Source organism: Klebsiella sp. P1CD1 (genome assembly GCF_003790505.1).
Lineage (GTDB): Bacteria > Pseudomonadota > Gammaproteobacteria > Enterobacterales > Enterobacteriaceae > Klebsiella > Klebsiella variicola.
The window spans coordinates 1,094,209-1,107,635 of sequence record NZ_CP033631.1; the positions used below are offsets into that span (position 1 = coordinate 1,094,209).

General features: G+C 58.8%; 15 protein-coding genes. 14 read left to right on the plus strand and 1 reads right to left on the minus strand.

Annotated features, from left to right (window positions below; translation table 11 throughout):
• Window positions 1-85: 85 nt before the first annotated feature.
• Window positions 86-820 (plus strand): phosphoadenosine phosphosulfate reductase, encoded by a 735-nt coding sequence (gene cysH, locus DTA24_RS05485; protein ID WP_008806238.1) that lies wholly within the window; start codon window positions 86-88, stop codon window positions 818-820.
• A gap of 72 nt (window positions 821-892) precedes the next feature.
• Here the strand turns inward: cysH and DTA24_RS05490 are convergent, their stop codons facing one another.
• Window positions 893-1,939 (minus strand): aminopeptidase, encoded by a 1,047-nt coding sequence (locus DTA24_RS05490; protein WP_012540734.1) that lies wholly within the window; start codon window positions 1,937-1,939, stop codon window positions 893-895.
• A gap of 246 nt (window positions 1,940-2,185) precedes the next feature.
• Here DTA24_RS05490 and cysG point away from each other — a divergent pair, with 246 nt between their 5' ends.
• The 13 genes from cysG to rpoS all read left to right on the plus strand — a co-directional run bounded on the left by cysG (window position 2,186) and on the right by rpoS (window position 13,416).
• Window positions 2,186-3,592, plus strand: coding sequence for a siroheme synthase CysG (cysG, locus tag DTA24_RS05495; protein WP_162494494.1), 1,407 nt, complete (start codon window positions 2,186-2,188; stop codon window positions 3,590-3,592).
• 9 nt (window positions 3,593-3,601) lie between these two features.
• Entirely contained in the window at window positions 3,602-4,510 is a 909-nt protein-coding gene (gene cysD, locus DTA24_RS05500; RefSeq protein WP_002915160.1) for a sulfate adenylyltransferase subunit CysD, read from the plus strand.
• A gap of 9 nt (window positions 4,511-4,519) precedes the next feature.
• Complete coding sequence (cysN, locus tag DTA24_RS05505; protein ID WP_012967340.1) at window positions 4,520-5,947, plus strand: sulfate adenylyltransferase subunit CysN; 1,428 nt, start codon at window positions 4,520-4,522, stop codon at window positions 5,945-5,947.
• Window positions 5,947-6,552 carry an adenylyl-sulfate kinase gene (gene cysC, locus DTA24_RS05510; RefSeq protein ID WP_002915158.1) on the plus strand — a complete coding sequence of 202 codons (606 nt, stop codon included), beginning with the start codon at window positions 5,947-5,949 and terminating at the stop codon, window positions 6,550-6,552. Before cysN ends, cysC begins: the two co-directional genes overlap by 1 nt.
• A gap of 50 nt (window positions 6,553-6,602) precedes the next feature.
• Window positions 6,603-6,929, plus strand: coding sequence for a DUF3561 family protein (locus tag DTA24_RS05515; RefSeq protein ID WP_008806224.1), 327 nt, complete (start codon window positions 6,603-6,605; stop codon window positions 6,927-6,929).
• A gap of 140 nt (window positions 6,930-7,069) precedes the next feature.
• Entirely contained in the window at window positions 7,070-7,387 is a 318-nt protein-coding gene (gene ftsB, locus DTA24_RS05520) for a cell division protein FtsB (RefSeq protein WP_002915156.1), read from the plus strand.
• Between the two features lie 19 nt (window positions 7,388-7,406).
• Entirely contained in the window at window positions 7,407-8,117 is a 711-nt protein-coding gene (gene ispD / locus DTA24_RS05525) for a 2-C-methyl-D-erythritol 4-phosphate cytidylyltransferase (protein WP_008806223.1), read from the plus strand.
• Window positions 8,117-8,596 (plus strand): 2-C-methyl-D-erythritol 2,4-cyclodiphosphate synthase, encoded by a 480-nt coding sequence (gene ispF, locus DTA24_RS05530; protein WP_008806222.1) that lies wholly within the window; start codon window positions 8,117-8,119, stop codon window positions 8,594-8,596. Before ispD ends, ispF begins: the two co-directional genes overlap by 1 nt.
• Window positions 8,593-9,642, plus strand: coding sequence for a tRNA pseudouridine(13) synthase TruD (gene truD, locus DTA24_RS05535; protein WP_012540736.1), 1,050 nt, complete (start codon window positions 8,593-8,595; stop codon window positions 9,640-9,642). The genes ispF and truD overlap by 4 nt, the downstream gene beginning before the upstream one ends.
• Window positions 9,623-10,384 (plus strand): 5'/3'-nucleotidase SurE, encoded by a 762-nt coding sequence (surE, locus tag DTA24_RS05540; protein ID WP_012540737.1) that lies wholly within the window; start codon window positions 9,623-9,625, stop codon window positions 10,382-10,384. Before truD ends, surE begins: the two co-directional genes overlap by 20 nt.
• Window positions 10,378-11,004, plus strand: coding sequence for a protein-L-isoaspartate(D-aspartate) O-methyltransferase (locus DTA24_RS05545; protein ID WP_008806219.1), 627 nt, complete (start codon window positions 10,378-10,380; stop codon window positions 11,002-11,004). The genes surE and DTA24_RS05545 overlap by 7 nt, the downstream gene beginning before the upstream one ends.
• A 125-nt stretch (window positions 11,005-11,129) precedes the next feature.
• Window positions 11,130-12,266 carry a murein hydrolase activator NlpD gene (gene nlpD / locus DTA24_RS05550; protein WP_008806218.1) on the plus strand — a complete coding sequence of 379 codons (1,137 nt, stop codon included), beginning with the start codon at window positions 11,130-11,132 and terminating at the stop codon, window positions 12,264-12,266.
• Window positions 12,267-12,423: 157 nt separating this feature from the next.
• Window positions 12,424-13,416 (plus strand): RNA polymerase sigma factor RpoS, encoded by a 993-nt coding sequence (gene rpoS, locus DTA24_RS05555; protein ID WP_002915106.1) that lies wholly within the window; start codon window positions 12,424-12,426, stop codon window positions 13,414-13,416.
• Window positions 13,417-13,427: the final 11 nt, after the last annotated feature.

Sequence of the window (13,427 nt, forward strand, 5' to 3'; positions counted from 1 at the left end):
GGTGGCGCGTAGCGACCCGGGCCTGTAAAACCCGTAGGCCGGGCAAACGCAGTGCCGCCCGGTAAAACAGGCAAACGAGGTTTATATGTCCGTACTCGATCTAAACGCGCTTAATGCATTGCCGAAAGTGGAACGTATCCTGGCGCTGGCGGAGACCAATGCGAAGCTGGAGAAGCTCAGCGCCGAAGAACGCGTAGCATGGGCGCTGGAAAATCTGCCTGGCGAGTATGCTTTATCTTCCAGCTTTGGCATTCAGGCGGCGGTGAGTCTGCACCTGGTGAACCAGCTGCGCCCGGATATTCCGGTGATCCTCACCGATACCGGCTATCTGTTTCCGGAAACCTATCAGTTTATCGATGAGTTAACCGACAAGCTCAAGCTGAACCTGAAGGTCTATCGGGCGCAGGAGAGCGCCGCCTGGCAGGAGGCGCGTTACGGTAAGCTGTGGGAGCAGGGCGTTGAGGGCATTGAGAAATACAATGAGATCAACAAAGTCGAGCCGATGAACCGGGCGCTGAAAGAGCTCAATACTCAGACCTGGTTCGCTGGTCTGCGCCGCGAGCAGTCCGGTAGCCGGGCGACCTTACCGGTGCTGGCTATCCAGCGCGGGGTGTTCAAGGTGCTGCCGATTATCGACTGGGATAACCGGACGGTGTATCAGTACCTGCAAAAGCACGGGCTGAAATACCACCCGCTGTGGGATCAGGGTTATCTGTCGGTAGGCGATACCCACACCACCCGCAAATGGGAACCAGGCATGGCAGAAGAAGAGACTCGGTTCTTCGGGCTTAAACGCGAGTGCGGATTGCACGAGGGTTAAGCTGTTAGCGCTTTCTTTGGGTGATAATTCAAGAAGAACACGCGGGTGATACCGCGCGTTCTTTTGTGCGTATCAGCTTTTCTTCTCCACCTTCGCCAGCTCTTTCACCAGCGGCAGCATCACTTTCACTACCTCGCGGCTGCGGCGTTCTATGCGTCCCGGCAGCGCGTGGTCGAGATACTGCTGATTATCAATCTGCACGCTATGCCAGCTGGTGCCGTCCGGGAAGGCGCGGGATTTCTGGCGCTGCTGATAGCCATCCTTTTTACCGAGTGACCAGTTGGTTGCCTCGACCGACAGCACCGGGATCCCCGCGCTGTCGAAGACGCTGGCGTCGTTACAGCAGGCGGTGCCTTTTGGGTATGCTGGGTTCAGTCCTGGATTGGTCGCCGCGACAATCCCCTTGCTGCGGGCGATAGCCAGCGCGCGGTCGCGGGTTAGCTTACGCACCGAGGCCGGCGTGCGGCGGCCACTGTTGAAGTAAAGCTTATCGCCCACCACCAGATTATCGAGGTTGATCACCAGCAGGGTATTTTTCTTTTCCGCCTCACTCATGCGCTGTAGCAGATTTTGCGCCCCGAGACGACCTTCCTCTTCACCGCTGGTGGCGATAAAGCGAATGCCATAGCGGGTGGGGATATTCTTTAAATGATCCGCCAGCTCCAGCATCACGCCGAGCCCCATCGCGTTGTCGTCGATGCCCTGCAGCGTCAGGCCGCCAAGGTTGTTCTCCACGTCTTTATCGCTCTGCGGCGCGTAGGTATCGAGATGCGCCATAATAATGATTTGCTGGCGGGACTGGCCTTCATGGGCGGCGATCACCGTACTGCCGGTGGCGTTATGCCAGTTCTTACGCTGATTGTTATCGGTATAGATGTAGCGGGTATTGAAGCTGCGCACGTCGCTCTGATAACCCATCTGGGCGAACTGCTGGCGGAGGTACTCGGCTGACAACATCTCGGCTGGTGTTCCGGTCATTCGTCCCGGGAAGACGGTGGCGATATGACGGGCCTGGCTACTGGCGGTGTCGCCCAGCGCGCTGAAAGCGGGGGCGGCGGCGAAAACAAAACCGGTGCCGAGCGCCAGAGGAAGCAGACGGCGGCACAACGCGGAAAACATAAGGGGTCCTTACACGAACAAGACAATTTGACGCGTACAGTATGAAACTGTGACCGCGGTTAAACAATTTCAATTGCTCTTAAATAGCGGAAAAATAGCGCGTTAAGCACTTTTTGATATTTGTATTTCCACAGCGTTATTCCTTTGCGTCACAACTCATTCCATTTCGTAATTTCATTTGCTCTCAGGCGCACCCTATAGTCGCAGTATCGCTGATTGTAAGAGAGTTGTTGCGCCGTGGATTACTTGCCCCTTTTTGCCGAACTGAAACAAAGGCCCGTGCTGGTGATCGGCGGCGATGAGATTGCTGAACGCAAGATTAAATTCCTGCTGCGCGCTCAGGCGCAGGTGCAGGTGGTCGCCGGGACGCTCTCTCCGGCGCTGGCCGATCTGGCGGCGCGCCAGGCGCTTAGCTGGCGGGCGACGGAATTTAGCGAGTCGCTGGTGGATGATGTCTTTCTGGTGATTGCGGCCACGGAGGATGAGGCGCTTAATCAGCGGGTGTTTGCGGCGGCTAACGCGCGCTACCGGCTGGTCAACGTGGTGGATAACCAGGCGCTGTGCTCGTTTGTCTTCCCTTCTATCGTCGACCGTTCGCCGCTGCTGGTGGCGATCTCCTCCAGCGGCAAAGCGCCAGTGCTGTCGCGCATTCTGCGCGAGAAAATTGAAGCGCTGCTGCCGACGAACCTCGGGCGGCTGGCGGAATCGGCGAGCTACTGGCGTAACCATCTGAAAACCCGTCTGACGACCACCGAAGCGCGTCGCCGCTTCTGGGAACGCGTCTTTACCGGCCGCTTTGCCAGCCTGATGGTGGCGGGCAATCATGCGGAGGCGGAAAAGGCGCTGCAGGATGAGCTGGATAAGCCCGAACGCGAGACGGGAGAAATTATTCTGGTGGGCGCCGGGCCGGGCGATGCCGGGCTGCTGACCCTTCGTGGTCTGCAGGCGATCCAGCAGGCGGACGTGGTTTTCCACGACCATCTGGTGACCCCGCCGGTTCTCGAGCTGGTGCGCCGTGATGCCGAGCTGATCTGTGTCGGCAAACGCGCCGGCGAGCACTCGGTGCCGCAGCATGAAACCAATCAGCTGCTGGTGGCGGCGGCGAAGGCGGGGAAAACCGTCGTGCGTCTGAAGGGCGGGGATCCGTTTATTTTTGGCCGCGGCGCAGAAGAGCTGCAGGCTGCCGCCGAAGCGGGGATCCCGTTCCAGGTGGTGCCTGGCGTCACTGCTGCTGCCGGGGCGACGGCCTACGCCGGTATTCCGCTGACCCATCGCGACTATGCGCAAAGCGCCGTCTTTGTCACCGGCCACTACAAGCCGGACAGCGCCCCCTTCGACTGGTCGCTGCTGGCGAAGAGCCAACAAACGCTGGCGATCTACATGGGCACCATGAAGGCGGCGGAAATCAGCGCCCAGTTGATCGCCCACGGTCGCGACAGCGCTACGCCGGTCGCGGTGATTTCCCGCGGTACCCGCGACGATCAGCAGACGATAACCGGCACATTGCAACAACTCGAACACCTGGCGAAAGACGCCCCGATGCCCGCCCTGCTGGTGGTCGGCGAAGTGGTGCAGCTGCATCAGCAGCTCGCCTGGTTTCAACATACATCATCCGCCGAAGGGTTTAACGCTTCGGTGGTCAATCTGGCTTAAGGAACGGTTATGGACCAAAAACGACTCACTCACCTGCGGCAACTGGAGGCGGAAAGCATCCATATTATTCGTGAGGTGGCCGCCGAATTTTCTAACCCGGTGATGATGTACTCCATCGGGAAAGATTCCAGCGTAATGCTGCATCTGGCGCGCAAAGCGTTTTATCCGGGAACCCTGCCGTTCCCGCTGCTGCACGTCGATACCGGCTGGAAATTCCGTGAGATGTATGAGTTCCGCGACCGTACCGCCAAAGCCTACGGCTGTGAGCTGCTGGTGCATAAAAACCCGGAAGGGGTGGCGATGGGCATCAACCCGTTTGTCCACGGCAGTGCTAAGCATACCGATATCATGAAAACGGAAGGCCTGAAGCAGGCGCTGAACAAATACGGCTTTGACGCCGCGTTCGGCGGCGCGCGTCGCGACGAAGAGAAATCCCGCGCGAAAGAGCGCATCTACTCCTTCCGCGACCGCTTCCACCGCTGGGACCCGAAAAATCAGCGTCCGGAGCTGTGGCACAACTACAACGGCCAGATTAACAAAGGCGAAAGCATCCGCGTCTTCCCGCTCTCCAACTGGACTGAGCTGGATATCTGGCAGTACATCTATCTGGAAAATATTGAAATCGTGCCGCTGTATCTGGCCGCTGAGCGCCCGGTGCTGGAGCGCGACGGTATGCTGATGATGATCGATGACGACCGTATCGATCTGCAGCCGGGCGAAGTGATTGAAAAACGGATGGTGCGTTTCCGTACCCTTGGCTGCTGGCCGCTGACCGGCGCAGTGGAGTCTGAAGCGCAGACGCTGCCGGAAATTATTGAAGAGATGCTGGTATCGACCACCAGCGAACGTCAGGGCCGCGTGATTGACCGCGACCAGGCCGGCTCGATGGAGCTGAAGAAACGTCAGGGGTATTTCTAAGGAGCCGCCATGAACACCACAATTGCCCAACAAATTGCTAATGAAGGCGGCGTAGAAGCTTACCTGCACGCGCAACAGCACAAGAGCCTGCTGCGTTTTCTGACCTGCGGCAGCGTTGATGACGGCAAAAGCACCTTAATTGGCCGTCTGCTGCACGATACGCGCCAGATCTATGAAGACCAGCTGTCGTCTCTGCACAACGACAGCAAGCGTCACGGTACCCAGGGCGAAAAACTGGACCTGGCGCTGCTGGTGGACGGCCTGCAGGCTGAGCGTGAGCAGGGCATCACCATCGATGTCGCTTACCGCTACTTCTCGACCGAAAAACGCAAATTTATCATCGCCGACACCCCGGGGCACGAGCAGTACACGCGCAATATGGCCACCGGCGCGTCAACCTGCGACCTGGCGATCCTGCTGATCGATGCGCGCAAGGGCGTGCTCGACCAGACCCGTCGTCACAGCTTCATCTCGACGCTGCTGGGCATTAAACACCTGGTGGTAGCGGTCAACAAAATGGATCTCGTCGAGTTTAGCGAAGCGCGCTTCAACGAGATCCGGGAAGATTATCTGACTTTCGCCGAGCAGCTGCCGGGCAACCTCGATATCCGCTTTGTACCGCTGTCGGCGCTGGAAGGCGATAACGTCGCCAGCCAGAGCGCGAACATACCGTGGTACAGCGGCCCGACCCTGCTGGAAGTCCTCGAAACCGTGGAGATCCAGCGGGTGGTCGAGAGCCAGCCGCTGCGCTTCCCGGTGCAGTATGTTAACCGTCCGAACCTCGATTTCCGCGGCTTCTCCGGCACGGTCGCCTCCGGTACGGTTACCGTTGGCCAGCGTCTGAAGGTGCTGCCGTCGGGCGTCGAATCGAGCGTGGCGCGTATCGTCACCTTCGACGGCGACCTGCAGGAAGCTGCCGCCGGCGAAGCCATTACCCTTGTGCTGAAAGATGAAATCGACATCAGCCGCGGCGACCTGCTGGTTGACGCGCAAGCCTCGCTGCCGGCGGTGCAAAGCGCCAGCATCGACGTGGTGTGGATGGCCGAGCAGCCGCTGACCCCTGGCCAGAGCTACGACATTAAAATCGCCGGCAAGAAGACCCGCGCTCGCGTCGACGCTATCCGCTACCAGGTCGATATTAACAACCTGACCCAGCGTGAAGTCGAGTCTCTCCCGCTGAACGGCATTGGGCTGGTGGAGCTGACCTTTGACGAACCTTTAGTGCTGGATCCGTATCAGCAAAACCCGGTGACCGGCGGCCTTATCTTTATCGATCGCCTGACCAACGTCACCGTGGGCGCCGGGATGGTCAACGAGCCGCACCTGCAGGCGTCGACCTCGGCATCGCAGTACAGCGCCTTCGAGCTGGAGCTGAACCAGCTGATCCGTAAACACTTCCCGCACTGGGACGCCCGCGACCTGCTGGGAGGCCAATAATGGCCCAGCATGACGAAAACGTCGTCTGGCATGCCCATCCTGTGACCCAGCAGCAGCGGGAGCAGCATCACGGCCATCGCGGCGTGGTGCTGTGGTTTACCGGCCTTTCGGGGTCGGGTAAATCCACTGTCGCCGGGGCGCTGGAAGAGGCGCTGCATGAGCGCGGCGTCAGCACCTATCTGCTGGACGGCGACAACGTGCGTCATGGCCTGTGCAGCGACCTGGGATTCAGCGATGAGGATCGCAAAGAGAACATTCGCCGCGTCGGTGAAGTGGCCAGGCTGATGGTCGATGCCGGGCTGGTTGTATTGACGGCATTTATATCTCCGCACCGCGCGGAGCGACAGATGGTGCGCGAGCGCCTGGGGGAGGGACGCTTTATCGAAGTGTTCGTCGATACCCCGCTGGCCATTTGCGAGGCGCGGGATCCGAAAGGATTATACAAGAAGGCGCGGGCAGGGGAATTACGCAATTTCACCGGCATAGACTCGGTCTATGAGGCACCGGAAAAGGCGGAAATTCATCTGGATGGTGAACAATTGGTAACAAATTTGGTGCACCAACTATTAGACCTGCTGCAACAGAGCGATATTATCAGATCCTGAAACGGCAGCGGCATCGAGGGGTGCCGGTTGCCCGGTCTACAGGATTCGATATGCGCAATACCCAGAACCTCAGTATTATTCGTTCAGAACCGCCTCCGGCGATCGGCGACGAGACCACCTGGTCTCTGTCGGGCGCTGCCGTGGGCTTTATTTCATGGCTGCTGGCGCTGGGTATTCCCTTCCTTCTCTATGGCAGTAATACGCTCTTCTTCCTCCTTTACACCTGGCCGTTCTTCCTTGCGTTGATGCCGGTGGCGGTAGTGGTCGGTATTGCGCTGCACTCTCTGCTCAATGGCAAACTGCTCTATAGCGCCAGCGCGACTATCCTGACCGTCGGGCTGATGTTTGCGCTACTCTTCCTCTGGCTGTTGGGATAACCCGTTTCCGGGATGAATCAAGCATGGGTATCGGCAGCAAAAATATGGTACAGTCCCCGCGTTACGCGGCATCGTCCGCGCGCCCCGGTAGCGTACCCGGGCGAGTTTTGGGATGATGATGCCGTTTTTCAGGGGGCAGGATGGGTAAACTAACGCTGCTATTATTAGCTTTGCTGGTCTGGCTACAGTATTCACTGTGGTTCGGTAAAAACGGCCTGCACGACTACACGCGGGTTAATGACGACGTCACCGCCCAGCAGGCGACTAACGCCAAATTAAAAGCACGCAACGATCAGCTATTTGCCGAAATTGACGACCTCAACGGCGGGCAGGAAGCGATCGAGGAGCGCGCGCGCAATGAACTCAGTATGACCCGCCCGGGCGAAACCTTCTATCGTCTGGTACCGGATGCGTCTAAACGCAACCAGGCATCGGGGCAACAGCAGAACAATCGATAACCAGGCCCAGGATTACGACATGGCAGCCACTTTTCCGGGCGTTTGCGCCGTGGTGCCGGCAGCCGGTTTTGGCCGCCGCATGCAAACGGAATGCCCGAAACAATATCTCTCAATCGGTAACAAAACGATTCTCGAACATGCCGTCGCCGCACTGCTGGCGAATGCGTGCGTCCAGCGCGTGGTGATTGCCGTCAGCCCCGGCGATCGGCGCTTCAGCCAGCTACCGCTGGCGCAGCACCCGCAAATTACCGTCGTGGATGGCGGCGCCGAGCGCGCCGATTCCGTGCTCGCGGGCCTGAAGGCGTTGCCGGAGGCGCAGTGGGTGCTGGTGCATGACGCCGCGCGCCCCTGCCTGCATCAGGACGACCTCAGCCGTCTGCTGGCGCTCAGCGAAACCAGCCGTGTCGGGGGGATCCTCGCGGCGCCGGTGCGCGACACCATGAAGCGCGCCGAGCCGGGCAAAACCGCTATCGCCCATACCGTCGATCGTAATGACCTGTGGCATGCGCTCACCCCGCAATTTTTCCCTCGCGAGCTGCTGGTGGATTGCCTCACCCGGGCGCTGAACGAGGGGGCGACCATCACTGATGAAGCCTCGGCGCTGGAGTACTGCGGCTTCCATCCGCAACTGGTCGCCGGTCGCGCGGATAATATTAAAGTGACGCGCCCGGAAGACCTGGCGCTGGCTGAATTTTACCTCACCCGTTCCCGACACCAGGAGAAAGCTTAATGCGAATTGGACATGGTTTTGACGTACACGCTTTTGGCGGTGAAGGCCCAATCATTATTGGCGGGGTACGCATTCCTTATGAAAAAGGGCTGCTGGCCCACTCCGACGGCGACGTCGCGCTGCATGCGCTGACCGACGCGCTGCTGGGCGCCGCGGCGCTCGGCGATATCGGCAAACTGTTCCCCGATACCGATCCGGCGTTTAAAGGCGCCGATAGCCGCGAACTGCTGCGCGAAGCGTGGCGTCGTATTCAGGCCAAAGGCTATACGCTCGGCAACGTCGACGTCACCATTATCGCCCAGGCGCCGAAGATGCTGCCGCATATTCCGCAGATGCGCGTCTTTATCGCGGAAGATCTCGGCTGCCATATGGACGACGTCAACGTGAAAGCGACCACCACCGAGAAGCTGGGCTTCACCGGCCGCGGGGAAGGGATCGCCTGCGAAGCGGTCGCGCTGCTGCGTAAGGCCGAAAAATGATCGCCTTTGACCAACTGACCTGGCTGCACGGCAAGCCGCAGAGCAGCGGGCTGCTGAAAGCCAATCCGGAAGATTTTCTGGTAGTGGAGGATCTGGGCTTTGCGCCGGACGGCGAAGGCGAACATGTGCTGGTGCGGATCCTGAAAAACGGCTGCAATACGCGCTTTGTCGCCGACGCGCTGGCGAAATTCCTCAAGATCCACGCCCGTGAAGTGAGCTTCGCCGGGCAAAAGGATAAGCACGCCGTCACCGAGCAGTGGCTGTGCGCGCGGGTGCCCGGCAAAGAGATGCCGGACCTGAGCAAATTTCAGCTCGAGGGCTGCCAGGTACTGGAATATGCCCGCCATAAGCGTAAGCTGCGTTTAGGCGCGCTGAAAGGCAACCAGTTTACCGTGATCCTGCGCGAGATTAGCCATCGCCAGGACGTGGAGACGCGTCTGCAGGCCATCGCTGAACGGGGCGTACCGAACTATTTCGGCGCGCAGCGCTTTGGCATTGGCGGCAGTAATCTGCAGGGCGCGTTGCGCTGGGCGGAAAGCGACGCGCCGGTGCGCGATCGCAATAAGCGCAGTTTTTGGTTGTCGGCGGCCCGCAGTGCGTTGTTTAATCAGCAAGTCAGTATTAGATTAAAAAAAACGGAATTTAATCAGGTTGTTGATGGCGATGCGCTACAATTAGCGGGGCGTGGGAGCTGGTTTGTCGTCACACCGGAAGAACTCGAGGTTTCGCAGGCGCGGGTGCACAACCGCGAACTGATGATCACGGCTGCGCTGCCGGGCAGCGGCGACTGGGGAAGCCAGCGCGACGCTCTGGCCGCCGAGCAGGCCGCCATCGCCGAAGAAACGTCGCTGCAGGCGCTGTTGGTGCGGGAGAAAGTTGAGGCGGCGCGCCGGGCGATGCTCCTCTATCCGCAGCAGCTTAGCTGGAACTGGTGGGATGACGTAACCGTTGAACTGCGTTTCTGGCTGCCGGCGGGCAGCTTCGCCACCAGCGTGGTCAGGGAGCTTATCAATACAACGGGTGACTATGCGAATATTGCTGAGTAACGATGACGGGATCCATGCGCCGGGGATACAGACCCTGGCAAAGGCCTTAAGGGAGTTTGCCGAGGTCCAGGTTGTTGCACCCGATCGTAACCGCAGCGGAGCCTCGAATTCGCTGACGCTGGAATCATCCCTGCGTACGTTTACCTTTGAAAATGGCGACATCGCCGTCCAGATGGGCACCCCGACCGACTGCGTCTATCTCGGCGTGAACGCGCTGATGCGCCCGCGTCCGGACATCGTCGTTTCCGGCATTAACGCGGGTCCCAACCTGGGCGATGACGTCATCTATTCCGGCACCGTGGCCGCAGCGATGGAAGGTCGCCATCTGGGGTTCCCCGCGCTGGCCGTGTCGCTGAACGGCTATCAGCATTACGATACCGCCGCGGCGGTAACCTGCACCATTCTGCGCGCCTTAAGCCGCGAGCCGCTGCGTACCGGGCGGATCCTTAACATCAACGTGCCGGATCTCCCGCTTGATCAAATCAAGGGCATTCGCGTGACCCGCTGCGGCAACCGCCATCCGGCCGACCAGGTGATCCCGCAAAAAGATCCGCGCGGCAACACCCTGTACTGGATTGGCCCGCCGGGCGATAAGCGCGATGCCGGGCCGGGCACCGATTTTGCGGCAGTGGATGAAGGCTATGTTTCCGTGACGCCATTGCACGTCGATTTAACCGCCCATCAGGCGCATGAGGTAGTCAGCGATTGGCTGGAACGTGTCGGGGTTGACGGGCAATGGTAAGTAAACGTGTTGAAAGTTTGTTGAATCAACTGCGCACGCAGGGCATCGTCGATGAGCGTGTCCTCGAGGCGATCGCGCGGGTCCCGCGCGAAAAATTTGTTGATGAAGCCTTTGAACATAAAGCGTGGGAAAACACCGCGCTGCCGATTGGCCAGGGGCAGACCATCTCCCAGCCTTACATGGTGGCGCGGATGACCGAGCTGCTGACGCTGACGCCGGAGTCGCGCGTGCTGGAGATCGGCACTGGTTCCGGCTACCAGACGGCCATCCTGGCGCACCTGGTGCATCACGTTTGCTCGGTGGAGCGGATTAAGAGTTTACAGTGGCAGGCGCGTCGTCGCCTGAAACAACTTGATTTACATAATGTTTCAACCCGTCATGGCGATGGGTGGCAAGGTTGGCAGGCACGGGCGCCGTTTGATGCCATTATTGTGACGGCGGCGCCGCCGGAGATTCCAACCGCGCTGCTGGCGCAGCTGGATGACGAAGGCGTGCTGGTGCTGCCGGTTGGCGAAGAGCATCAGTTTCTCAAACGGATCCGTCGCCGGGGCAACGAATTTATCATTGATACCGTCGAGGCCGTTCGCTTTGTTCCCCTGGTGAAGGGGGAGCTGGCCTGAGACCCGGATTATTCCAGGTTTTTTTTGCCTGACTTTAGGCGTAGGGTGGACGCATTTTTCAGTGTCCTGGCCGGGCGCCGCCCGGTAAGCAAGATATTGGCAGTTAACATATTCCTGGGGGATAAATGAGCGCGGGAAGCACCAAATTTACCGTCAGCCGTATTGCGGCTCTTTCACTGGTTTCACTCTGGCTGGCCGGGTGTACCAACACCAATAATCCGCCAGCGCCGGTTAGCTCTGCCGGCGGTGCCGCCTCTTCCAGCACCAACTCCGGCATGCTGATTACGCCGCCATCCTCCGGCGTCAAGTCTGCTCCTCAGGCGCAGCCGATCCAGCCGGTACAGACCCAGACCATTCAGCCGCAGCCGACGCCGATGGCGCAGGAGCCGGTACAGACGGTGAACGGTAAGATCGTTTACAACCGCAAATATGGCGATATTCCGAAAGGTAGCTACACCGGCGGCAGTACCTATACGGTCAAACGCGGCGACACGCTGTTCTATATCGCGTGGGTCACCGGCAACGATTTCCGCGACCTGGCGCAACGCAACAATGTCCCGGCCCCGTACGCGCTGAACGTGGGTCAGGTGCTGCAGGTCGGCAACGCCTCAGGCCAGCCGATCACTGGTGAAAACGCCGTTTCTCAGGCCAGCGCAAGGGCGAGCGGCGGTGCGACAGCCACCACAACTTCTGCACAAAAATCGACCGCGGTGGTTGCTTCACAACCGACTATTACGTATTCTGAATCTTCAGGTGAACAGAGTGCTACCAAGATGTTGCCTAATAATAAACCAGCGACCACGACCACAACGGTTGTCGCGCCGGTGACGGCACCAACAACGGTGAGCACAACCCAGCCGACTGCAAGCAGTACGTCAACCAGTTCGCCGATCTCATCATGGCGCTGGCCGACTGATGGCAAGGTTATCGAGAACTTTAGCGGCGCGGAAGGCGGCAATAAAGGTATCGACATTGCAGGCAGTAAGGGACAGGCTATTGTCGCGACCGCCGATGGGCGTGTCGTCTATGCCGGTAACGCACTGCGCGGCTACGGTAATCTTATTATCATCAAACACAACGATGATTACCTGAGTGCCTACGCTCATAACGATACCATGCTGGTTCGGGAGCAACAGGAAGTCAAAGCGGGGCAGAAAATCGCTACCATGGGTAGCACCGGAACCAGCTCAACAAGATTACATTTTGAAATTCGTTACAAGGGGAAATCCGTCAACCCGCTGCAGTACTTACCGCAGCGATAATTTGGCAAAGTACGGATAAGCGAAGCATCAGCTAACAGGCGCCAGGGCGGTGTCTACGTCCCTCTCGCAGAGAGGGCAGGGGAAATCGTCCAGGCGTCGTTTGTTGATGTGCCGTGGAAGGTGCTTTGCTCAGGGATCACGGGTAGGAGCCACCTTTATGAGTCAGAATACGCTGAAAGTTCATGATTTAAATGAAGACGCGGAATTTGATGAGAACGGAATTGAGGTTTTCGACGAGAAGGCCTTAGTAGAAGAGGAACCCAGTGATAGCGATCTGGCTGAGGAAGAGCTGCTGTCGCAAGGCGCAACACAACGCGTACTTGACGCCACTCAGCTTTATCTTGGAGAGATTGGTTATTCCCCACTGCTGACCGCGGAAGAGGAAGTCTATTTCGCGCGTCGCGCACTGCGTGGTGATGTCGCTTCACGCCGTCGCATGATTGAAAGCAACCTGCGTCTGGTGGTGAAGATTGCCCGTCGTTACAGCAATCGTGGTCTGGCGCTGCTGGATCTGATTGAAGAAGGTAACCTCGGTCTGATCCGCGCCGTTGAAAAGTTTGACCCGGAACGTGGGTTCCGTTTTTCGACTTATGCGACCTGGTGGATCCGCCAGACTATTGAACGGGCGATCATGAACCAAACCCGTACGATCCGTTTGCCGATCCACATTGTTAAAGAGCTGAACGTCTATCTGCGTACCGCGCGCGAGTTGTCCCATAAGCTGGACCACGAGCCGAGTGCGGAAGAGATTGCCGAACAGCTGGACAAACCGGTCGATGACGTCAGCCGTATGCTGCGTCTGAACGAGCGCATCACCTCCGTGGATACTCCGCTGGGTGGCGATTCAGAAAAAGCGCTGCTGGATATTCTGGCCGATGAGAAAGAGAACGGCCCGGAAGACACCACGCAGGACGATGATATGAAGCAAAGCATCGTCAAATGGCTGTTCGAACTGAACGCCAAGCAGCGTGAAGTTCTGGCGCGTCGTTTCGGTCTGCTGGGTTATGAAGCAGCCACGCTGGAAGATGTGGGCCGTGAAATTGGCCTCACCCGCGAGCGTGTGCGGCAGATCCAGGTGGAAGGTCTGCGTCGCCTGCGGGAAATTCTGCAGGGGCAGGGGCTGAATATCGAAGCGCTCTTCCGCGAATAAGATCTTTTCTC